The sequence below is a fragment of the Paenibacillus mendelii genome (assembly GCF_024498075.1).
Taxonomy (GTDB): domain Bacteria; phylum Bacillota; class Bacilli; order Paenibacillales; family Paenibacillaceae; genus Paenibacillus_Z; species Paenibacillus_Z mendelii.
Genome location: NZ_JANHOF010000001.1, coordinates 187,434 through 209,855 on the forward strand (window position 1 = coordinate 187,434; position 22,422 = coordinate 209,855).

The following is a 22,422-nucleotide window of genomic DNA, read 5'->3' on the forward strand; positions in this document are numbered from 1 at the left end:
CCTTCGTCAATATCAGAGCGTTAGCGGCTCGCGCGAATCATAGTCCGACAAGTCATACAGCGCATCCGAAGAGGCCGGCGGGAAAACGAGAGTATGCTTCTTGATATAGGCCGGCAGCGGGCATGGGGGAGCCACCGTCCCCCACGTGGATTCCCAAACAGCGAGCGCGGCGTTCAAATCGAGAAGTGGCAGCCGCGGCGCCCCGACGGTCAGTCCGAAATGGCCTCCCCATAAATCCGCCCTCGTCTTCTTCGCAAGCAGGTCATCCTCGTCCAGCACGCCGACGGACAGCTCCCCGTCGGTATATAAGCTCCTTCGCATGCAATTGGCCGAACCGATGAACAGCCAATGATCGTCGACGATCGTCACTTTCGAGTGAACGATCGCTCCGTGTAAGAAGACGCCCAGGCGAGCCAAGTGAGCGGGTTGAAGCCCTTTTATCAAGTGATCCCGCAATGCCGTCTCTTGCCATGAATTGGGCGGATCGTTCGGATCGGGAGCGCCTGTCAGCAGAAGCACCTTGACGGAGGCGTTCGTCTTCAATTTATCGTTCAGCCAGCCCATAATCTCTCTGGACCAGAACCCTTGATCCTCCATGTAGATGTAATTCTCCGCATTCATAATCGCTTTGCGAAGCGCCATTTTGACCTCGAATGCGCCGTCGGGAGCGAACGATAACGGCGGCTTCCTGTCGTAGAATTGGAAATTGAATTGCGGCAGCGTTCTTGCGACCTGTACGCGGTGCTTGCCCGTCGTCGGCGCAGCAAGCGACTTTCCGGGAATCGCCTTCGTAGAAGGAACCACGCTTAAAACGAGCTTTTGGTTCTCCAGCATATAGAACTCTAACGGGCGCGATATTTGTTCGTTCCACAAATCCCGGAACAGATTGTAGCATGCTTGAACGGCAGGCCCTTCGATCCGAATGGCCATATCATGCCACCTCCCTCCCGTATGGAGCTCGTCTGCGATGCGGCTCGGAAGGAAATCGATGCCGCCGGTGAACGCATACGTATGCGTCCCATCGGATGCGACGACCATTTTCAGATGCATGGCGCCCCGGGGATGCCCGATATTAAGCGCGCATGCGCTTCTCGCCAGCGGCTTCGAATCGCCGACGGTTAGATTGCGCAGGTGGTCAATCGATAACAGATTATAAGTGACAATGTCATTAAGCCCGATCAGAGAGCCGATATCGCCCAGCATGAATGGATCTACCCAAGCAAGCATCCGCACGTCGACGCCCGCCGCTGACTTCGCCGCCAATACTTCCGCAAGAGGTGGAGGAGTCACGCCATCGGTTCCCTCGAGGCGAAACGAATCATCGGCATCCGCTCCGGACTCGACCGAAGCGCCGGTGCCGCTCGGGGCGCTCGGATGCGCCGGTCCATACATAAGGTGGAAGCACCACCCCGTCATATAGAAGAATTGATTGGTCGTGTCTCCGGTACCGATCCGGTCCAACAGGTTCCGAAGCTCCTGGAAATAATTCCTGCCGTCGATGAGCGGCAGGACCGTGTTGCCCGTGTACTTGGCCGGCAGCGTATCGCCGGGATTGCTCACCGAATCGCCTGCCGCCGCGAAATACTTGGTCACTTGCGTATTGATATCCATCGTACCGCCACCTTTCCGAGGTTCCGCCTTTAACGTGCCGCCGCCAGCTTCACCGCGCGTCCGATCGACACGGCGCCGTTCTCGCCGTGCGCGCGCAGCCGATATTCGTAGGCGTTCGCCGCATCCGCGTGAACGTCGATCCATTCCGCCAAGCCCGGGTCCCGCCATCCGCCCAAGCTTGCCCAGAACAGCGCGTTCTCCTGTCTTCTTTCCAATAACGATTCATCCGTGCTGTTCCACGCGATCCGTGCCTGCAAGATACCGGTCCCGTCATCGACCCACGCGGCTGTCGGCTCCGGCGCAACCGGGATGGAGTCGTCGTAAGCGCGGGCGGGGTACGCCGGAGAAGGCTTCGAGACATTGCCGGCATTATCGACTGCGGTGAGCCGGTAATAGAACGTCTTCTTTCCGGGGACCGGCTTGTCGGTCCAAACCGGATCGGCCATGCTGCTCGGCAATGTCTGTACATGCGACATCAAACGGATATCCTCCGCAGCATCCTCGCGTTCCGTGCGGTAAACCCGGTATTCAGCGAGGTCCTCCTCCCTGTTGCGGGCCCAGTGAAGCGTTATTTCCCGATCCCCGCCGAGCACGCTCGTCAAGACCGGGGAGCGCGGCGGAACGACATTCGGCAGCCATACCGGCGGACTCGATAGGCTGAGCTCGCTCCGGTTCTGAGCGCCGTCCACATAGGCGGAGCGATAGAAGTACCGATTGGCTGATCTCCCGTCAAGCGAATCCACGTAAGCACATAGTCCCGAATCGGGCGCGTAATTCGCCAAATTATCCGGTCCTGCGCGGTCGGCGTATGCGGGATCATTAGTCTCAAGCGGCTTTACAGTCAGCTGGCTGAAGGCCTCCTCGTTGCCTGGAAGCGCTGCCAACACCCTCAGCGCATCGTTGGACAGCGAGCGGTATGCCTCTATACTCGCGATCGCGTTTACCTCTGCTGCGACGAATCCGCGCTTAATGGCATCCCAATCCGGCGGAAAATAATCCAAGTACCCGGAGTCGAGTGTGCCCCGGAGACTGCCGCCCATGGATCGGATACGCCAATCCACACGGAATAACGTATCATCCATCGCACGATACAGATGCGCGCTTAGATGATCGGCTCTGCGAAAGCGGTACGTAAAGAACGACTTGTCGTGATAATCGGCCGGAGTCGCCCATACCTGCTCGGAATCTGGCGGCGGCACGGGTCGGGCCGGGCGCCCGCGCAGAACACGGTATACGGTAGCCGGCGCTGAGACCGGCCCTTCGTTTCCGAAGCGGTCTCCCCATGAGGTGCCGTTCCATTTCGGCGAATCGGCCGTATGCTTCTTATCGTCCGCTGCCGTAATCCCGATCCTTGCATACACGATGGGATTGGTAAAATCCGGATGAAGCTGCAGAGATTCGCCGCCCGCACCAGGAAGGAAAAGCTCATATTGGCGCATACGCCGGCCGGAAGCGTCAATCGTCTCACGGAAATAAGCCGTATCGTCGTAATTGACGACATGATAACGACTCTGCCATTGTTCCGCTGCTCCGTACCCGACGTATAAGGGATGTCCCTCCGGCAGCGTGACCGAACAAGCTGCCCATGCTTTCGGAGCGATCTCGCCCGACGTTCCGATCCGCCGGACGGTAAGTGTCAGCGGGGTGCCCGCTCCGCTTCCCGTCACTTCAAACGAATCCGAACCGATACGCAGCCATGCGCCCTTATAGGCATTCGCCGCCGCGGCTGCGCCGATATCAGTCACGACAAGGGTGCATCCACCGGCATCAGTCGCCGACACTGTTCTGCCGATCAAGGCGTTGACCGGTCCGGACTGGTAATAGATGCGAAACTCATGCGTATCCGGAGCCTGGTCCATATGAGACTGCGTCCAGATCCACTTGACTCGAAGGCCGATCACAGCCCCCCTCTCCCATTGCGGCAAAGAGGCGAGCCAATCAGCATAAGCGGAATCGCGCACGAGCGCCGGATCCTCAGGATCGAGCGCGTATGCTTCTACGCCGGTCGGCGGCGGAGGTGAACTCTTATCCAGCAGGTGAACGGCATACGGATGAACGGCAGCATCGGAAGGTCCGCCGATGTAATACCACGGCCGCGGATTCGGGATCGGCTGCCACTGATGCCAGGCGCCCGAGTCGCTGTGACGGCTGTGACGTCCGAACAGATCGATGGAGCTGATTTTGTATGCATACCAGCCTTCCTGCAGCATTTGATCCATCCCGTACATCGGAAACGGCGGCCAATCAGCCGGCCTATCCGGAACTAAACCGGCGGACAGCAAAGCCCGCGGAACAATCACAGGGAAGTCCTGCGTAATAGGCTTGAATATATTGCCGTCAGGCTCCATGGCCGGCGTGCCTTCCCCAAGCTCGGCGCGCCATAAGTGATACATCACGGGCTCACGGAATGGAAGCCATGGTTTATCCGCTGACTGAATCTTCCAGCGGATTCCGGCATTACCGCATGCCTCGGCGAGGCTGCCGTCTCTTCGGCGCATCGTCGTCACGGGTAGCGAATAGACCCGCACGTCTTGAGGCTCGGCAAGCGGAGCGGCTTGTTCCATTTTCAGGTTAAATGCGATGAACCCGTCCAATGTCGCAAATTTGTCCGTCTGTATTTGTTTCAGCATCTGCTCTCCGGTCAGGATCTCCTTGCCTTGAAAAGCAGTGACGATCAAGTAATCATAACTGACGCCCGGGACGGCGGTACGGTCGATCCAATACAAGCCGAGCGCCTGAGCGGCCGCCGGGTCCAGGGAAGCGAGCAGCGCCAGATCGAGCGGGTATTGGCGAGGCTTGCCGACCGGCAGTATGGCATATGGCCGACCGCTTAGGTTATTGCCTGCATACGGCCGGTCCAGCTCAATTATGGCCGCAGATTTCACCCCCGTAATACGGTACGCGTGACGCTCTTCCAGCAGATACGGGAGCAATGTACCGCCCGTTCCTTGATAAGATTCCACAAGCTTGAGCTGCGTCGGGCTGTCTACGCGTTCAATGGCATACGAACGCGTATCTCCTGGAAGGAAGATCACTTGCCCGACCAGCCCTGTTTGCCATGTCGTACCAAATCCGATCACGAGATCCGAACCCTTATTCACCGAAGCCGTTCCCGTGTTCTTGAACATCAACCGCATTTCAAGGCCTTCCATGTCGGTCGTCCATTGCGTTCCCGCTCCGGTAACGGTCACGGAACCTTTTGCCACCGTGACGGTTCCCGATTGATAGGCGCTCTTGGGCAAATAGCGCTTATACATCGGTTCAGCAAGGAGGCCGCCTTCCACCAACCGGAGCAATTGATTATGCAATTGAGCGAAAGAATCCTCCAATATCTCATAAGTCTTCATGCCGATTGCCGGACCGTTATAAGCGCATTCCATCACTAGGCGATCGCGGCCGAACACATCTACGATGCCGTAAGAGTTTGAATCGCCTTTGAGCCGGATTACGGAGCCGATCATCTTATCGGTCCAGCCGGTTCCCGAACCGCGGACAATCGCTGAGCCGGGCGTCAACTGCACCAACCCGGCCGAATAAGGAGGAATGAGCGGACCGGTCAGACGGTCCGGATCGCCATAGGAGATGCGGCTTCGCGCAAGGCTGCGGGCTTTCTCCAGATTCGGCGCCATGCCCATGGTTGGCCGATAATCCGGATGGTACACGGGCAGAGTGATCGGGTATGGACAATCCTTGATTGACTCCCAGCCGTAAAAAGCGTCCAATGCCGCGGGACTGACGCAAATGTCAATCAAGACGGCAGCACCCTTCGAGAAGGATAAGCCCGTAATCCAATCGAACTCGAATTGAGCCTTGCGGATCTCACCCTTCTTTCCTTTCAGTACGGCGAGATCGAGTTCTGCTTCACCGGAAAGCAGCCTGACTTCTACCTCACCGTCGCTCATGAAGCCTACGCTAGCTTCAATCCACCTGGCCGGTTTGCCGGGCGGCAAGGCGAACCGGAGATAGCTGCCGCTGGCGAGGCTCACATCTTTGCGTCCCGCCGGGGAGAAATTGTCCACCGACTCCAGCGGCACATCGCTGCTCAGCTTGCCGGAGCCGATGTCCCACTCCACTAAGACGTTGGATTCGAACTGACCGAACGAGCTGCCAAGGCAGCCCCTCTCGATCTCGCGGCGCATCCTTCGGAACAGATAAAAGCCCGGCCAAGGAAAGCCTTTCTCTCGTCTGAATCCCCAGCGAAGATGGACCCCGTCGGGCAGAGGGGGCTGCAAATCAGTTCCAGGCACGTCATCATTGACACCTAATCCCTGCATGATCAAATTCTGGGTCTGAAGCGGCATGGTATAATCCCGTCCCTTCCAAGACAAAGAGAAACCGAACAAGCAGAATGCTCCCTCAGTTTCTCTGATGTAAATATGTACCTATAGAATACACAATTAAACTCTTAAATGGAATATGTTGTATTGCAAATGATCTAATAGTCATATATCAGTTCTGTCAGTGTCGATGATATGCAAAAAGACACATCCCGAAGGTTGTATAGCTTTTGAATAAAGATCAACCGAAACAACTTTTTGAGATCTTTATATTACATACTCTGTGTCATCAGCCTTAAAGCGTAAACGCCAGAAAAAGAATGTGAAATTGCTAAGCTTCCCGAGCCACTTTCCGAAGACGTTTTCATTTATCGAGTCTGTAAAATATTCTGTGTAAACTCCAAAACCATATTACTATAAGAGAATGGCTGGTTTGAGAGGATGACAATATTGCGGGATTTAATAAGGAACAGGTGAAGGCGATTGTGAAGGAGAACAACCTCAAGACGATGGATGATGTGCAGTCTCTCCAGGTGCTTTCGAAGCGAAAAGATATATTGAGCAAGATGATAGGCTTGGGTGTTCAGTCTCACACCTCTATTCTGGACAAATTCCGTCTAGTACGTTTGACCATTAAATAGATTAATGTAATTGCGATAAATGCAAAGAGTAATTACAAAACCGCCCCATGCATATGTCAGTAGAGCGCCAACAACAACAGCTAACTTGTGCCATATATTCCACCATGTAAGTAGTGATCTGAAATATTATTCTCTTCTAAGAGCTTGGAATAAGTCTGATAATCATGATTTGACTTTTAGTAATAGTCATGAGAAAGCGTATCAAGTGAGGGATTCAAGTACTCAAGCAACATTAAAAGCAAGATTACTGGAACGCATGAAAAATTCCAAGAATATGCTCCTCATAATTTCAGACGATACAAATTATGATCGTGGTTTGCTAAATTTTGAAATCGAAAAAGCTGTCGATTATTATGAATTACCGTTAATTATTGCGTACCCAGAATATCGGAGTATTTTAAATCCCTCATCACATCCGCAAATTGGCTTAATGCGAATGTTGACAAGTAAATGAGCAGGCTATCGCCCAGTGTACCCCCAACCGTAACAACTACACAGACAATATCAACAATACCGGCATTGCGGGTTTCATCTGAGAAATATGTATATGATGTGAGGTACTCAGATATTGATTTTTTAATTAATAATGGGAGGGCTTATTTAACTTATAAACAAGCACCTTCTATGTTTCGGGTTTTTGTCTTTTGATGAAAAGTTGGGTGATTTGTATGTGAGAGGCCCGAATCGGACACTGAATTGGAAAGTGAATTCCAGTACAGCTGAGATCAATGGAAAACGTCACAATACTGGATACGGCATCGTATGTACGGCCATCGGCACCAAGATGCCACATAACATAGGACAGTCAGCTGCGGATCGCCGAATCTCACCTTCAGCCGACAGGATGGCAACTCGTAAGAAACAAAACAGCACTATAGTGTGTTAGTATAGAGTTGGCCGATTCTAAGACCGTTAGAACAATCCACCAAGGGATCGTAAAGGTGACCATAATCGTGAAAAAGCACACTTGGCCCGTCGTCGGAGGAATTATTTGGTCCTTGCTGTTCGCTGCGATGAGCTTCTACTGGGCGAGCGGCGGCATGTTTGGGGTTTCATCGCTGGGAGAATTCATCGCCAGGCAAGCCGTTATGAGAGATAATAGTTTTATGTTGCTCGTATGGCTTACGGGAGTCGTCAAAGTTCTGGGCGCCGTTCTGCTGTTCGGGCTCTTGAAACCATGGAAAAGCAAGATCGCGGCCAAAGGGCTCTATTTCGCTGTGGTGGTGGGAGGAGCATTTCTCTTTCTTTATGGTTTACTGAATTGGCTAACCGTTCTTCTTGCGTCTGCTCAGGTGCTGAGCATGAATATCGACCGTTACTCCGCAAACTGGCGGCTATTCTTCTGGGAGCCCTTCTGGATGCTAGGCGGGGTTCTCTATTTCGTTTCCGGCCGGCGTTTCTCTGCACGAATGAGTTGGAGAAAACAATCAGAGCCATAAATTCACCAGGACACAGGAAATGTTTTCTGGCAAGCTGCGGAAGGAGATGCGAATGAAAGCTTTCACCACAGGAAGGCGGATTGATCAGCTCTCCTCGTTTTGACGGGTCTGGAAGCACTGACTGCTTGTTAAATCCATTCGTCGTAGGCCGGCATGACATACTCTGAATTATACCCTACTCCGATTAAGCGAACTAAAAAGGGGTCATTTAGCAGTGGAGAACAATTACCCGCAATCTAACGTGCCTAATTTCTATATTTCATCGATCAACTTTTTCGGGATGTTGCTCCGAATATACTCTCCCACGAATCGATCCCATCGATGAGTAGATGCCACCTGGATACGATCACATATGCCAAAATCGCAAGAAGCGAATGCTTCAATGTTCTATCCGTTCATCCAGTTTTTCTCGAGTGAAAAATGCTAATTCGGCCGAAAAATCCTGGGTCATCGCGCCTGCCTCCGATTCACTTATGAAATGGTCGAACAATACCTCCATCTTAACCGTTTATCGGCCTCTTGATAATAGCCGAAATAGAAAATCCGCCGCGCAAAGGCGGCGGAAACGCTTCTTCTTGCCCGCGGCGCCGCCTTTATTCGGCCGGCTGCGGCGAAACGGCTTGATTCCCCTCAACGGACCGCAAATCGGACAAGTTGTACACGTACAGGCGCTCACGTATTCAGTCCACGAATTGAACGTTTACCCATGAATTTCTGGAGAAGTATACGGTATCGCCGGGCGAACCGTTGCTTAGCACAATCGTCCCCGTAACATTCTCCGTGCAGTAAAATGGAATATCGACCGATAGATACTGGATTTTTGCACTGACCGGTATTGTTGTCGAAGACCAATCTGCTCCCCGGGGGACGACCAATTGCTCCGGCAGCGACAGGTTCAGCACCCCTTTTCCTATAATCGCATTCACTTCACCGGCCAACCGAATCACTCCTTTCTGTCCTTGGCCAATACTCACCGGAAGTGAAAACATTTTTCCGCGCGGAAGCGCTTTATTAGTCGGGATTTGGATAAACTTGTTGAAATATTCTCTCGTCGCCACATCGGCCGGCAGGCACCGGATACCACGTAAATAGACCGGCTGTTCCAAATGGAGCGCTTGTCCGCTCCCCGCGTAGGTATAATCTCTTATGCTAACCAAGGACTGCTTTCCTTTAACGCGAATGCCTGATGTAAACTGTTCGTCCGCCCATACATTCGCCAGATCAATATTCCGGTTTTCGCCGACGAGCTCGGCGACGACGCCGGTATTATCCGGAAACGAGTAAAACCGGCAATTCGTCACGGATACGTCGCAGGCGAACATATTCATGACGAGGTTAACGCCCGGAATCCACTCGAATACGCAATTGGAGAGAACGGTATTGTATCGAACCCCACCCGATTCATCTCCATTCATGACTACCGGTTTGCCCCAGAAGTAAATATTAGAGATCGTGATGTCTTTTGTATGGGTTGCCGGCCCTCTGCCGAAAAATAGGCTGGCGTCCCCTTTCTCCTGATTGGAAGCTACGAACGAATTCGTCAATTGAAACACGAATACATTGTCGATCCACACCGTGCGGTAAAAATTGTCCAGTGTGCACCCTGTGATCATTATGCCTTCCGGATAAGTATTCCCCGATCCGTGCGCAATCGTCCTGATGCCATAATTCATCGGTTCTGTCGTCGATCCGTAAACGATCGTATCCGTAATATTGATTTCAACGGATTTATTCTCGATCAAGATGCCGTTCCGCGTATAAAACATGCATTTGTAGATGGAAATTTGCCGGGCGTAGTTGGCGCGAAATCCGATGTTGAAGAAGAGCATATGGATATCTTTCAGATGAATTCGTCTGGACGTGTTCGGCAGGTTGCCATTGGCCCCTTCGAAGAAGAATGCCGTGTTCGAGCCCGTATCGTCAAGGATCAACATGTCCTCAATACTGAACTCCTCGATTGTATGCGCATAAAATAAATTCGAATTCGCGCCTCTAAACGAGATAACGGAATGATTGCCAATGAAATTCGTTTGATGTGGAAGCGTTATCGTCGATGAAATGATATAGTGAGCTTTCGGAAAATTGAGCGTCCCTCCGCCGATGTTGCTCATGTAATCGATCGCCGCCCGAATCGCGCCGGTATCGTCGGATTGTCCGTCGCCTTCGGCTCCAAACCATCGTACACTTACCGGTCCTGCATACTTACGCTTGAACCTCGCACCGGATGCCGATACGATCGTCGTTCCCTCATTATCGGGCGATGCACTGTCCGCAGGATCATAATGAAAAAGTCCTTCTCGTCCTTGATCCTTGACATAGTAAATCTGTTCCTGAGTTGGCGTTGCGATTTTTCGCAATTCTGCAATCCATATTGTCTGCACTTGGACGCCGTCAACTATCGGTTGTATGACAGGTTCAGCCGGGTCTGCCGCTTGTACCAAATTGTTGTTGATCAGAGCGTTCGTCAATACGGCCGCGCCTGCGATTCCTATTGCAGAGACAAATCTTCTTCTGCTCATCATACCGCTTTCCTTGATTCGTTCTAACGAGTGCTCGTCTTTTGACATCATACTTCCTCCCATAATCTTTATTGTGAACGGTTTCATAATAGTATGTATCTACAATACTACACGAATTAGGAGAATCTTGGAATAATAGTATTGAAAGGATTTTGATAATAACATGATTTGCGTGTATTACCATGGCTGCTGGTCTGGAAGTGCAGCCCCGACGGTTGCCGCATTAACTCCTCTAGCTCGCACGATATATCATTCATTGTTTATCTTTAGACCAGCTGTATTCTGGAGCCATCCAATTGCTTTCCGTAAAAGTCCAGAAAGGGTTCTTTCTATGATATTCTGGCTCCCGCTACATATATCTCAACGGGTGGTTAATCAAAGGACGGTTCACCCGAGTGGGACCCGATCCTTATGGGAAGGCCGTGCGCCGTCAGCCGCTCCGCTACACGTCGACCCGTCTTACCCGTGCCGCCAAGAATTAATGTTGGTTTCTTATCCTCGAAAGCTGCTTCCATGCTCGTTACTTTGTTCATATAAAATCTTCTTTTTGGTTATCTTGTTTTAATCCTTACTGGCCTCAGATGAATTGTTTTCACAAGCAAATTGTCAGAGGCAGCAAAACGTCATAAATACGCGCAGCATTCCGGCACCGTCAAGCGACCTAACTAACCGGGATCTCCGGACTACCTCTCTCTTGCAATATCTTTTATCGTCGCCATATTTTTAACCTCGATTGCGTAAATATATAGGGAAAGCTTCAATTGGTCGATTACTTCGTTATAACATGCTTAAAACAGCAATATAACCCTTACAGTCTAGAACACGTGAAATAAAAACGCATTATAATTTAAGGGTAAATATGGTATTATTGGGTTCATAGGTCAGATATTTTTCTTGAATCATAAAATGGAAAGGCTTACATAACACTCGTAATCCAAAATTCTGAAGGGTGGTGGTTCGCGACCAGAGTCGGAGTGGCAATATGTAAAAACGTTTTAGTTAGCATTAAGACTGTTTTTACGTATTTATATCATTGTCAAGGAGGTAGTACAATGCACACAATTACTAGAAAAAGTTTATTGATTGCATTCATCACTATTATTGCTTTTACGCTAGCAGCATGTAGCTCGGGTAACAATAATAAGAGTAACGAGATGACACCGCCGGCTAACGATGAACCTAAGAATAATGACACGAAAGAGCCCGAAGCCGAACCTCCTGTTAAGAAAGACCCTGTTGAATTGACTGTCGGCAGCTTTGGCAGTGAATCGGAGAAGAAATCGGTCGAAGATTGGTTCGTTGTCTACCAAAAGACACATCCGCATGTAACGCTAAAATATATTACGCTTGAAGGGGATCCGGCCTCGACGGCGATGTCAATGGCTGCCTCAGGCAATATGCCGGATGTCGTCTGGTTATCAGATGGTCATGTACGTACTTTCTACGAGCAAGGTATTGCAGCTCCGCTTAACGATGCATTTGAACGGATGGGTGTCGACCTGAATGACGTCAACCCTGCAATGATAAGCTATGGAGCAATCGATGGAAACTATTACTTCGCTCCTCGCGATCTAAGCCACATGATAGTATTCGTTAATAAAACGCTCCTCGAGCAAGAAGGTATCCCGATGCCGACCGATGGATGGACATGGGATCAGTTCGTTGATATCGTCAAGCAGGTAACGAAAAAGAATGAAGTCGGCGAAACAATTCAATATGGCGTCGATTTCCAATTCAATTGGCTACCAAATTATATCGCTTTCGCGCAAGCCGCAGGCGGGGACTATTTAAACCGGGAGACCATGAAGCTTCAATTCTCCGATCCTAAAGTCATTGAAGGATTGAGCATGTACTCAGATCTGATCAAGGAAGGCTATGCATTCAACCCATTCACGCCATCTCCAAACTCATTTGCCGAAGGAAAGGTAGCATTTTTATACGGCGTACGACCGCATGCGAATTCTGTTAACGATTGGTCAAAAGCAATAAATTTCCAATGGGATCTCGTTACGCTTCCTAGAACACCGGTCAAATATGCGGTAGGTTCTGGAACGAGCGGCTATGCGGCTAACGCAAAATCGAAGCACTTGGAAGAAGCTACTGATTTCGTCGCTTCGCTGCTTACTCCAGAGGCGCACAAAGCTTTCGGATTAGCCGGAAATGCCGTTCCGCTCTTGAAATCGCTCACTGAAGATCCATACTGGAGAAACATTCCTGAAACAGGCAAAAATGACGATGCATATGTAGCCCATCCGGAGAGCGATGTAGGCCGTGATACCGACATATTGCTGCCTGCCGAAGCAGGTTGGAAAATTGTAGGGCTTCTTAACGATGCCTTCACGAAATATTTGAATGGTCAATCTTCGCTTGAGGATGCCTTGAAGGTAGTAGACGAACAAGTAAACGCACTTATTAAATAGCCATCTTCTTGTAACTATAGGAATAAAGGGTTGAGCAGCACTATCTCTGCTCAACCTACGACTGTCGAGACTTTCTCAACAGCATGAAGGGCAAAAGTATATTTCCTTCCGATGAAGCCCTTCTTAAAATGCTCTATCTTTCCACGATGGACGTCATTCGCAAATGGACAGGCCGTGTTCAAAACTGGGGTCAGATGCTACTCCAACTCTCCGTTTTCTTCCCAGGTCGGGTTGGACAGCATCTACGTTAAGATGGATTTCCCCCTCGGGGGAATCCTTGAAAAAAGTTTACACAAAATTATTGACAGACCCTTTCATCATCGATTTTATAAGGGGTACCACCTCAACTTATAAAACTCTTCAGATTTCGATTGAATGGCATCTACGATTGATGTTTCCCCTGAGCTTGTCACACCATTCAAAAAGACTATTTTTCCTTTTTCCACTTTCCTCATCCTCCATCTCATTTAACCATCAATATGTTTTTGTTTCTTGTCCTTATACAAGTCTCTTCCAAACTCAACTTCAGGTGCAACAATGCGAATAATTCTATTTGCCTGTATTGATTTAGTTAAAACTAACTGATAGTCCTCGAATATGTATTCCATAAAGCCTCTATCCGTTAAAGTGTCGATATACACTTTCGAATCTTTAGCGATTTCTTCCCGTCCAATTCTTAGAAAGTCATTAAAACTCGTGATTAGATCAGCTCGATTCCACATCATTCTTTCACCGATACGCCAGATAATGGTATTGCGAAGGTGACCAATGAACCACCAACAATTAGGTCAGCTCCTATCTTTTTTTGAAGTAAACAATTATTTAATCTCATTTTGTAGATAATCATTTAGTTCGCTTATTTTATCAGTAACAAATTCAATACTTTGCGTCTTTTGTTTTATTAATACATACAGAGGTGTTTGGGATACTTTTATTCTATCGTCCGGTATTCCGATACCTGGAATTCCAATGCCATGACCTTGTATTCTATGGTTAGGATCCTTCAACCCATCAACTTGAAAGTCATTATTCTCTTTGTTGTTATAGACAATAAGAGTATAAGTTGTCTTCACAAATAAACTACTAACGATTAGAACAAAAATAAAGCTTATAAATATAGCCTTGCCCAAATTATATAAATATTTATTAATAGAGTTGTTCATAGTTTCTTCCTTCGATTTTATAGTTTTCAGCAATGTCCCCAAACTTCTGTGCTTCATGAACCTCACTGGATAAACTGTCGCTGGATTTGCTGCTTAGATAAGTACAAGTGATTCATATACTCTTGTCTTTTATAATCTCCATAGCAGTGATATGTACTTCTTCAAGTTCTTCACCCTTTGTTGGTCTATGGGCAATTCTTTCAATCTCCTCTTGTAAACGATGTCTTAATTCCCTGGGCAGTTCCATTACAAAATATCTTAGACACCATTCTTTCCAGATATCATCATGTCCATTAAGTACATTTCTAATGAATGGAATGGTTTCTTCAGGAATAGTTAATAGTAGCTTCGAAATCTCAATTACAATTGGCCAGTTCATATCTTGCAGCCACTCTAGTAATTCCGGTATTAGATTATCAGATCTTTTTTATCTATATTTTTTAATTCATTTACTCTTTCAAAGTCATGTCTGTCTCTGGGGATAAGATTGAAAAGATCACTCATTATCTTTAATCTCCTTACGATTATCAGTGTATTCATAGAGGCCAGTTAAAAAAATATCCTTTTCCATAAAACAATCAATCAATGATTGAGCTTCATGATCCAGCATCACCTTCATCTCAAGTAACTGTTCTTCATTCCCATATATATTTATCTCATCATGATTCGCTGTTGTTATGAATGGAATCGCAAGATCTCTTAAAAATGTGTACCCGAAACAATATTCGTTATATATCTGCTCTGATAGTCTTACAACTTCGGATTTATTATGGATTAATTGTTCTAACAATCCTTTGAGTCTCTCTTGCTCTAATACGTTAATTATTCTTTCGATGATTATTATAATATCCTCATAAGCGTACTTTCCATTAAAGTTCATTGAGATAAGTTCTAAATATTCATCTGGTGGTAGGTGGTTTTCTAATTCAGGATTCGTATACAACCAATTTTCAAAATCTCGTTGGGATACTTCTTGTTTTAATAATGAGATCATTATTTTATGTGTCTCTTTAATGGAGATCATCCCTTAAAACACCTGCTTTATCAAAAAGTAGTTACCCGTGAGTTACTCAGTTTTTCTTATTCAGAAGTTTTATTACTTTGTAGAAAAGATAACCAACCAGAACAATAAGTGCGATACTTAGGATCTGAGCTAATGCTGATGAGAAAGAAAATGACATAAGTGTTGCTCCCCTCTTTTTACAGCTCATTTAGTTGGCCCTCATTGAAAATATGACTAAATCTATGTTCCATCTTAATGTTTTTATAAGGCGCGACTTGTTACTGATTTCTGAGGTATTATAGGATTTCCTGATCACTTTCGAGTAATCAACAATTGTATTCAAAATTACTCTTTCCAATATACTGGGTCTCCATATTCATATAATACGTTTCCATCCTTATCTGTTGCTTTGATCGTTATTGGATCATTAATTTTTGATCTTAGTGTTAAATACCAAATCTTTACTCCGTTATCTATAATATTCGCAGGTTTATTACCTTCACTTATTATTATCACTTGAGTAATATTCGGATCTAAAACTGCACCATATAAGATACTCAATTCCCCTTCTGGTGCCCCTGACCCAGACCATGTAAGAGCCTTATCAGAAATTAATTCGATATGGCCAGATGAACGTATGAATTTCACTCCAAATCTATTATCTCTAAACATACCATACCCTAATTTGTGTTCATCTGTGCGATAAATGGAGATGATCTCATCGCCGATAATTTGAGTAAATATTATGCCATTGAAGTTATTATCTCGTTCTTTCAAATAACTTGAAATTTTATCATTTGTACTTCCATAATTGAAGTAAATAAAACCAAATAGTATTAGTAATGGTGTAAGAATAAAAAAACAATATTTATACCAATTTTTCATGTGCTCCCCCATACTTTTGCATGCTAGTATTTCCTATTTGAGCATCCTACGTTTTTAAATGTTCTATTGAGGCAAAATCATTAATCGTGAATATTCCTTTGTCATAAATTAGTTTCGTTATCGAGCATTCGGGAATCAAGTTGCTTTGTGCTGCAACAAAGTTTGGATGCCAGACATTTAGTTGGTTTTCTGATAATGTATTTACCAAAAAATCGGTAATTAATCCGCCATGGGTAACAATTACAATATTACTCATGGGTGGATGTATCTTTACTAGTTCTGATAATAGCGAGGACAATCTTTCACCAGCCTGCTTGGCAGAATCACCAATTGGAGGTATATATTCCATATCACGTGTACTTCTCTCCCACATCTCAACAAATTCTTCAAATGATTGATCTTGCAAATCGCCCCAGTTTGCACGTTCTCGCAACCGACTTTCTATAATAATGTTCGTTTGCGTAGCTGAAGCAATATATTCCGCGGTTTCTATTGCTCTTCGAAGTGGACTAGTAACTATGGTCGATATGTGTAAATTGATAAAATGTCGAGCTGTCAATTGCGCTTGTATGATACCTTCTGAGGTAATTGGGACATCTCCAATCGCCTTCTCCTTTAATGCATGCCTTACAAGATAGAGAGTTCTAGTCATAATCCAAATCTCCTGAAATAATTAATATGGATCATACGTTTTGTTTTTCTATACGCTGATTTCCACTGACGTTGTCACTGTCACATTCACGAGCCCTCACCGAAATTACTTCTGGTGGACCAAGTGGCGAACGTCGCGCAGCGAGATGCAGTGTTATCAGTAGTTCTCGCCTTCGGAGAAATTACAAATTATAAAACGAACTTCATTCTTGGTCCAATCTCTTCAAAACCCATTCTCCTATAAAAATCTATCGTTCTTCCCCACTTTATTGAATTAGGCGCTCCGACTTCTATTCTCTTCCATTCTTTTTCCTTACCTAAGGCTTTTACAACATTAAATAATTGACCTCCAATATTTGCTGAACGTCGTTCTGGAGTTACATACAGTTCGTGAATGATTCCAAATCTCCCACCTGCATAAACTGCATTTGATTCAGTTACACTTATTAACCCAACGTAGTTATCCGTTCCTTCATATGCTAGGAATACAATATAATTAACTGATTCATGGAGTAATTCACCAGAAATCTTTACAAGATCCTCATTCTCCGTATATGAAATGCCACTCAGTTCAGAATCAAGTTTATTTATCATGTTAGATACTATAACTGAATCTTTTATATTTGCTTTTCTAATTTTTAACATTGTAATCACCTTCACTTGAAAAAGTTATTTATGATATCTGGTCGTTCTTGAATTAATCTTGCAAGAAATTTCATCTGTACTAGAGGCTGTAATACAAAATCTTTACGATATGCATTTCTTACGATATTTCTACCGCCCAAGTAAAATAATTCCATTATTTTTAGAAGATAGTCTCGGTTCATCAGTTGATTGAGCAAAAAACATTACATTTTGTCCGATTCCCAATATTGGTTTTAAATCCTCATATTCATCTTCTACTTCTATGAGTTGACTATCCCAAAAGTCAATTTTATAAGTAACTGGGGACGAGATTAGTGTAACCTCAAGTGCTGTCTCTTCCCTCACTTCTCTTAAAGCACATTCAACAATTGTTTCACCTTCTTCGATGTGTCCACCAAATCGAGCAATCCCTAGTTTTCCTTCGTGTTGATTTGGTCCAAATGCAAAAGCATAAAAACCATTCAAATTCAAATAAACCCCAACTGTTTTAGGTTGATTGATCATTCTTCCTCCATGTCTTGGCATTGAGGGATACTATTGCATTCTGACGTTTGTATATAACGTTCATGTATTCATGAACCATCACTGGCAACCGGCACACAAGCGCAGGGTAGCATTCTGACCTACACCATATACATGGTATTATATACCACTTATGGATGAGTGACAGAAGTTTCGGATCACGTTCCCTCACGCCTGTTAGCTTAATCCTCGAATAGTCAATGACCTACCCTTTGTTCAATATCGTCTCCCCGTATTGACGGAAAGTAAAGTACATGCACAGAAGTAGGAACATGATGAATAATCCCGCACTGACCGTGCCATACCAGCCCAGCTTGCTGCCGAAATAGGCCCCGAATGCGATTGAAGCCCCGCAGCCGACCAGCATTGCGCGCGCGAGCCCTCCGAAAAGTCCGATATTCACGCCGGGGCTGGTTTTCGTTCTTCCCGTCCATTTGCTTATTGAAATCCCAACGCTCAAGCAACCGAAGAAAACGATATGCACCAGAAGCGTTAGCGGAATCATACCGTAGTTGTTAAACATGATGACCTCGTTCGTGTTATCGAAAGCCGCGATAGAAAACAGCATAATCAACAAGCCCACCATCAGATTACCGAAGTTGCGCCCTTTCTTCGTATAAGATGCGAGCCCTGTTAGAATCGCGATGAACAGAACCGCGTGTTTAATCAGAATAAGCGGCATAAAGAGCGAAAAAACCATTAAATCAACACGATCCAGGAAGTCGGTGACATGAATCTGCTGCACCAGAATCCAACCGGTGAAGATAAGCCTGGAGACAAAAACCGGACTAACAACGCTAATTAAACAGAAGTTCCAGACTGTTAGCAGAAAGGACGATACCATTACGCCTAATTTCATTGCCATATAAATATCACGCGGGCCCTTGACATGATGTAGAAAAGCTCCGATTGCCAAGACATCACCGAATGCTGCCGCTGCAAGAATGCTGCTTTTCAGCGGAGGAATGAAACCGCTGCTCAAAACCGGCTCAAGTTTGTTCAGATCGATTTCATTCAACAATATGATGGGCAGAAACAAAAGAATGATGGAATAGCTCAGAATAAAAATGACGTTCGTCCTGGCCAAATGCTCCATTGTTCCGCTCGAATAGTAGATGATAAGCAGCGTAATCATCATAATGATCAGCTCAGGCGGCGTCCGCAGAAGGATCGACGAGCTGAAGAAATCGGAAAATAATCTCGTCTGCGCAGACAAATCGACTATAAAGTAAAGAATGAACAGTGCATTTAGCAACCCTCCCACAAACTTGCCGCACACCGAATTCGTGATCTCGTACATATTTAGCCCGGGAAATTTATGCGCTAACTTATAGAAGAACATCCCGGCACCACATCCGTATAAGATTGGAATAAAGTAGGAAAACCACGCATCCTGCTTCGCGGACCCGGCTAGCGCCATGGGCAAGCTTGCTTGGCTGGAGATGGCAAGAAACGTACAGATCAGCATCGCAAGCTGAAGCGTGCTGATCGTCATCTTATCCTTCATGCGCTCGTCACCCTTTCATGAAATTCATTGTTGCTTTCATGATATCTAACACAAACGTTTGCTCAATGATAGAGAATTTGAAAGGTATGATATAGAGCACGATCAGACCGATCGTCAGACATGCAGTACAGAAGTAAATGACCTTACGTGCTCCGCAGCCATGCTTGTTCCAATTGGCTATGATCGATGCGATATACAACGCGAGGACTAGAATCAAGAACGGGTTTCTCATTTTATTGTTCCTTCTTCGCCAAATTTTCTTTTGTCATGCCAATCCGGTGCAGCTTGTTATCGACACTAACGGCAAAGGAGCAGTTGGGGAACAACTCGTCCCACTTGTGCTTCCATGTGCGCTGCCATAGACCGGGGAAAGCCCGGTTCGCGATCTGCCCGAAGCCGATCACATCGCTGTTTGACTCCTGCATCAGCTTCAGCGCCTTCATGATATCCTGCTTCATGCTTTTTTCCACAAGCTGCTCGATTTCTATGCGCTGACCGATATCATCGTAATTCCGCTGTATATTCATATCCTCCTCGATGCTGGATTTCGAATGGACATTGATTTGAAAACTCGGTTTGCCGTTCTTGATTATTGGTTTAATCCGAACAATCGCCGACGTAATCCCAAGCGTCGTATTCCCACCGTTCTTCCCCTTCAGCGTCAAAATATATGGTTTGAATTTCCCGCTTAACAGTCGGATTCCAACCGAGGCGCCTCCTTTGGCTATCGCCGTCATCTTTGAGTTATGGGTTAATGCGTAGCCGGATACAGTTATATCCTCCGCCTGCTGTCGGGCCAAGCTCGTCTCCTTTAACTGCACATACGGCAAATACGCATCGCTTCCAGTCGTTATGGCCTGTCCGGCAACGTCCTTCAACGTCACCCGGAGGCTGGAATCGGACTGAAGGATCTCTCGAATCGCTTCGGCTGAGAACCGTTCCAGACGTGTATTCGCATTAAGGACGTCGATCGCTTTGCCTTTCGTCACGGCGACAAAGACAGTCAGCCGATTTTCGGGCATTCTAGTGACCGCGTCGATCATCTGGTCCACGCCTGAACGGGCATATTCCTCGCCGATCAATAACACGCGGCGATGACCGAGAAACAGTTTCCGCGGCAGCCCTCTCTGCAGCTTGGCTACAGCTTCTCTTATGCTGCTGCCTGTTTCTTCTTTAATGACGAAAGGCTTCTTTCCTCCCGAACCGCCTCCCCCGCCTGTCGCTCCGCCCATATTGCCAGGCAGAGGGATGAGCACACTGATCCTGATGCCATCTCCTTCCTTGTCTATTCCGCTTGCCAGTACTAAGGCGACGTCATTGACCTCTCTACGATCCCAGCAACCGCTCAGCAGGATTACAAAGAGAAGTACTAGTGCAGACAGAAGAAAACGGCACATGCAGCTTTTCATGTTCTTCATGCTTCATCCCCCTTGTCTACAGCGATTGAGCTGGCGTCCTGTTGGCGTTGTTGGTCTTGTACGTTCATAAAGGAAGGTCTTCGATTCATCTTCTGCCATGGTGCACGAATGAATATATCTTTCCAGTCGCTGAAGGAAATTGGGGCGACGGGAGCAAGATACGGAACCCCGAACGATCGGAGCTTGGCCATATGACCCATGAATGCCATAACGCCAATCACGATACCGAGCAGACCAAACACGGAGGCGAGCAGCATTAACGGAAACCGGAGCATCCGAATCGAGATAGCCGCATTGTAACGAGGCAGCGTGAAAGAAGCGATCCCCGTCAGCGAGACGACAATTACCATCGCCGCCGATACGATTCCCGCCTGAACGGCGGCTTGTCCGACGACGAGCGCTCCCAAGATGCTAACCGCCTGACCAACGGTACGGGGAAGCCTGATCCCCGCCTCCCGTAGTCCTTCGAATGCAACCTCCATAATGAGCGCCTCCACGACCGCAGGAAAGGGTATTGCTTCCCTGGAAGCAGCTATGCTAAGCAGCAGACTGGTTGGAATCATCTCGGGATGATAGGTGGTAGCGGCAATATATAGTGCGGGCGTGAGCAACGCAATAAACAAAAAGATAAAACGGAGTATGCGAAGCAGGCTTCCCGCCATAAACCGCTCGTAATAATCCTCGCTTGCCTGCAGCCATTGCCAGAAGCCGAATGGCGCTAGCAGCACGAATGGCGTTCCGTTCACAATGATGGCCACTCTGCCCTCCAGCAATGCCGCCGCGACCGTATCCGGCCGTTCCGTATTCTGAATTTGCGGGAACGGCGAGTAAGCCTCGTCCTGAATCAGCTCTTCAATATAACCGCTTTCCAGCACACCATCGATGCATATACGTTTGATGCGGTCTTCGATCTCTTGTACCAGTTCCGGATCGGCAATGCCTGCAAGATACGAAACGACAACATCGGTTTTCGTCTCCGTTCCGACGACGAACGACTTCATTTTCAATCGCGGCGATTTAATTTTGGTTCGGATCAGCGAGGTGTTCGTCCGCAGATGCTCGTTAAAGCCTTCACGCGGACCACGAACGACAGTCTCGGTTTCGGGCTCTGAAACGGTACGCCCCTCTGTCCCTCTTAATCCTAGTACTAGAGCAAGTGTGCTGCCCTCCACGAGCAGGACGCTATCGCCGGATAAGACGGCGGTAAGCAGCTCACCGTATTGTTCGGCTGTCGACGTCTGGACGACGGGGAGTGTATTCTTCGCGATTGTTCCGATATCGAAGGCGTTGCCCTGCAGCACCATCAGCGATTTCAATACTTCATCGACGGCGGTGCTGAGTACGATCCCGTCCACATAGCAGATAAGCGCATCCGGACCGTTCTCCATCGTAAATTCACGGAAGACGGCATCGGAGCAGTCGCGGAAGATCTCCTCAAGCATTCGCTTATTTTGATTAATCGAAGGCTCAATAAGAACCTCTTTATAATGCGCAATCGTCTGCTGATCAAGCTTCTCTTCGCGCTTTCCTTTACCCGGCAATCCCGATCACCACCGATCCCTATATGAGGTTATATTTACCTCGATAGTAAAAAATATTCTTCAGGTGGAGCCGAATCCCATTACATGGACGTTCCCCGTCCCCTTGCCGAGTGAAAGATTCCACGATGTATGAATGCGGTATTCAACACAGTCATGCCTTTAAGACCTCATCATTAATAT

Annotated in this window: 19 protein-coding genes and 2 pseudogenes; 5 read left to right on the plus strand and 16 right to left on the minus strand. The window is 47.2% G+C overall.

Annotated features, from left to right (window positions below; genetic code table 11):
• Window positions 1–12: 12 nt before the first annotated feature.
• Window positions 13–1,611, minus strand: a complete 1,599-nt coding sequence (locus NNL21_RS00825; protein ID WP_204815517.1) for a phospholipase D family protein — start codon at window positions 1,609–1,611, stop codon at window positions 13–15.
• A gap of 29 nt (window positions 1,612–1,640) precedes the next feature.
• A complete protein-coding gene (locus tag NNL21_RS00830; RefSeq protein WP_204815518.1) occupies window positions 1,641–5,954 on the minus strand; it encodes a fibronectin type III domain-containing protein in 4,314 nt (1,437 codons plus the stop codon).
• Between the two features lie 419 nt (window positions 5,955–6,373).
• On the opposite strand from NNL21_RS00830, the gene NNL21_RS00835 reads away from it, so the two are divergent.
• From NNL21_RS00835 to NNL21_RS00840, 3 genes are all read left to right on the plus strand, one after another.
• Complete coding sequence (locus NNL21_RS00835) at window positions 6,374–6,529, plus strand: hypothetical protein (RefSeq protein ID WP_204815519.1); 156 nt, start codon at window positions 6,374–6,376, stop codon at window positions 6,527–6,529.
• Between the two features lie 19 nt (window positions 6,530–6,548).
• On the plus strand, window positions 6,549–6,983 hold the full coding sequence (locus NNL21_RS36725; protein WP_204815520.1) for a TIR domain-containing protein: 435 nt from the start codon (window positions 6,549–6,551) through the stop codon (window positions 6,981–6,983).
• 499 nt (window positions 6,984–7,482) lie between these two features.
• Window positions 7,483–7,968, plus strand: a complete 486-nt coding sequence (locus tag NNL21_RS00840) for a DUF3995 domain-containing protein (RefSeq protein WP_256554989.1) — start codon at window positions 7,483–7,485, stop codon at window positions 7,966–7,968.
• 680 nt (window positions 7,969–8,648) lie between these two features.
• Here NNL21_RS00840 and NNL21_RS00845 read toward each other — a convergent pair.
• Window positions 8,649–10,538, minus strand: coding sequence for a putative phage tail protein (locus NNL21_RS00845; protein WP_204815521.1), 1,890 nt, complete (start codon window positions 10,536–10,538; stop codon window positions 8,649–8,651).
• 320 nt (window positions 10,539–10,858) lie between these two features.
• Window positions 10,859–11,020, minus strand: coding sequence for a hypothetical protein (locus NNL21_RS00850; protein WP_204815522.1), 162 nt, complete (start codon window positions 11,018–11,020; stop codon window positions 10,859–10,861).
• Between the two features lie 519 nt (window positions 11,021–11,539).
• Here NNL21_RS00850 and NNL21_RS00855 point away from each other — a divergent pair.
• Both NNL21_RS00855 and NNL21_RS00860 read left to right on the plus strand, forming a co-directional pair.
• Complete coding sequence (locus NNL21_RS00855; RefSeq protein ID WP_204815523.1) at window positions 11,540–12,907, plus strand: ABC transporter substrate-binding protein; 1,368 nt, start codon at window positions 11,540–11,542, stop codon at window positions 12,905–12,907.
• A gap of 86 nt (window positions 12,908–12,993) precedes the next feature.
• Window positions 12,994–13,158, plus strand: a pseudogene (locus NNL21_RS00860) (IS256 family transposase); the annotation flags it as partial.
• A gap of 99 nt (window positions 13,159–13,257) precedes the next feature.
• Here the strand turns inward: NNL21_RS00860 and NNL21_RS00865 are convergent.
• From NNL21_RS00865 to NNL21_RS00920, 12 genes and pseudogenes are all read right to left on the minus strand, one after another.
• Window positions 13,258–13,353, minus strand: a pseudogene (locus NNL21_RS00865) (phosphotransferase-like protein); the annotation flags it as partial.
• Between the two features lie 372 nt (window positions 13,354–13,725).
• A complete protein-coding gene (locus tag NNL21_RS00870; protein WP_204815524.1) occupies window positions 13,726–14,070 on the minus strand; it encodes a hypothetical protein in 345 nt (114 codons plus the stop codon).
• 112 nt (window positions 14,071–14,182) lie between these two features.
• Window positions 14,183–14,449 carry a DUF5071 domain-containing protein gene (locus NNL21_RS00875; protein WP_256554990.1) on the minus strand — a complete coding sequence of 89 codons (267 nt, stop codon included), beginning with the start codon at window positions 14,447–14,449 and terminating at the stop codon, window positions 14,183–14,185.
• Between the two features lie 117 nt (window positions 14,450–14,566).
• Window positions 14,567–15,094, minus strand: coding sequence for a hypothetical protein (locus NNL21_RS00880; RefSeq protein ID WP_204815525.1), 528 nt, complete (start codon window positions 15,092–15,094; stop codon window positions 14,567–14,569).
• Between the two features lie 324 nt (window positions 15,095–15,418).
• Window positions 15,419–15,958, minus strand: a complete 540-nt coding sequence (locus NNL21_RS00885; protein ID WP_204815526.1) for a hypothetical protein — start codon at window positions 15,956–15,958, stop codon at window positions 15,419–15,421.
• A 46-nt stretch (window positions 15,959–16,004) separates the two neighbouring features.
• The gene (locus tag NNL21_RS00890) at window positions 16,005–16,610 is read right to left on the minus strand and encodes a histidine phosphatase family protein (RefSeq protein WP_204815527.1); all 606 of its coding nucleotides are present in this window, start codon (window positions 16,608–16,610) and stop codon (window positions 16,005–16,007) included.
• A 188-nt stretch (window positions 16,611–16,798) separates the two neighbouring features.
• Complete coding sequence (locus tag NNL21_RS00895; protein ID WP_204815528.1) at window positions 16,799–17,254, minus strand: GNAT family N-acetyltransferase; 456 nt, start codon at window positions 17,252–17,254, stop codon at window positions 16,799–16,801.
• A 129-nt stretch (window positions 17,255–17,383) separates the two neighbouring features.
• Window positions 17,384–17,758 (minus strand): NUDIX hydrolase, encoded by a 375-nt coding sequence (locus NNL21_RS00900; protein WP_204815529.1) that lies wholly within the window; start codon window positions 17,756–17,758, stop codon window positions 17,384–17,386.
• Between the two features lie 223 nt (window positions 17,759–17,981).
• A complete protein-coding gene (locus NNL21_RS00905) occupies window positions 17,982–19,283 on the minus strand; it encodes a GerAB/ArcD/ProY family transporter (RefSeq protein WP_204815530.1) in 1,302 nt (433 codons plus the stop codon).
• A 7-nt stretch (window positions 19,284–19,290) separates the two neighbouring features.
• A complete protein-coding gene (locus NNL21_RS00910; protein ID WP_204815531.1) occupies window positions 19,291–19,515 on the minus strand; it encodes a hypothetical protein in 225 nt (74 codons plus the stop codon).
• 1 nt (window position 19,516) lies between these two features.
• Complete coding sequence (locus NNL21_RS00915) at window positions 19,517–20,701, minus strand: Ger(x)C family spore germination protein (RefSeq protein ID WP_256554991.1); 1,185 nt, start codon at window positions 20,699–20,701, stop codon at window positions 19,517–19,519.
• Entirely contained in the window at window positions 20,698–22,242 is a 1,545-nt protein-coding gene (locus tag NNL21_RS00920) for a spore germination protein (protein ID WP_256554992.1), read from the minus strand. Before NNL21_RS00920 ends, NNL21_RS00915 begins: the two co-directional genes overlap by 4 nt.
• Window positions 22,243–22,422 lie beyond the last annotated feature (180 nt).

Excerpts from the sequence above, each read along its gene's own strand:
- NNL21_RS00890 (WP_204815527.1), bottom strand. The coding sequence starts at position 16,610 with ATGACTAGAACTCTCTATCTTGTAAGGCATGCATTAAAGGAGAAGGCG.
- NNL21_RS00915 (WP_256554991.1), bottom strand. The coding sequence starts at position 20,701 with ATGAAGAACATGAAAAGCTGCATGTGCCGTTTTCTTCTGTCTGCACTA.
- NNL21_RS00895 (WP_204815528.1), bottom strand. The coding sequence starts at position 17,254 with ATGTTAAAAATTAGAAAAGCAAATATAAAAGATTCAGTTATAGTATCT.
- NNL21_RS00900 (WP_204815529.1), bottom strand. The coding sequence starts at position 17,758 with ATGATCAATCAACCTAAAACAGTTGGGGTTTATTTGAATTTGAATGGT.
- NNL21_RS00845 (WP_204815521.1), bottom strand. The coding sequence starts at position 10,538 with ATGATGTCAAAAGACGAGCACTCGTTAGAACGAATCAAGGAAAGCGGT.
- NNL21_RS00875 (WP_256554990.1), bottom strand. The coding sequence starts at position 14,449 with ATGAACTGGCCAATTGTAATTGAGATTTCGAAGCTACTATTAACTATT.
- NNL21_RS00850 (WP_204815522.1), bottom strand. The coding sequence starts at position 11,020 with ATGAACAAAGTAACGAGCATGGAAGCAGCTTTCGAGGATAAGAAACCA.
- NNL21_RS00885 (WP_204815526.1), bottom strand. The coding sequence starts at position 15,958 with ATGAAAAATTGGTATAAATATTGTTTTTTTATTCTTACACCATTACTA.
- NNL21_RS00855 (WP_204815523.1), top strand. The coding sequence starts at position 11,540 with ATGCACACAATTACTAGAAAAAGTTTATTGATTGCATTCATCACTATT.
- NNL21_RS36725 (WP_204815520.1), top strand. The coding sequence starts at position 6,549 with ATGCAAAGAGTAATTACAAAACCGCCCCATGCATATGTCAGTAGAGCG.
- NNL21_RS00880 (WP_204815525.1), bottom strand. The coding sequence starts at position 15,094 with ATGATCTCCATTAAAGAGACACATAAAATAATGATCTCATTATTAAAA.
- NNL21_RS00910 (WP_204815531.1), bottom strand. The coding sequence starts at position 19,515 with ATGAGAAACCCGTTCTTGATTCTAGTCCTCGCGTTGTATATCGCATCG.
- NNL21_RS00905 (WP_204815530.1), bottom strand. The coding sequence starts at position 19,283 with ATGAAGGATAAGATGACGATCAGCACGCTTCAGCTTGCGATGCTGATC.
- NNL21_RS00870 (WP_204815524.1), bottom strand. The coding sequence starts at position 14,070 with ATGAACAACTCTATTAATAAATATTTATATAATTTGGGCAAGGCTATA.
- NNL21_RS00825 (WP_204815517.1), bottom strand. The coding sequence starts at position 1,611 with ATGGATATCAATACGCAAGTGACCAAGTATTTCGCGGCGGCAGGCGAT.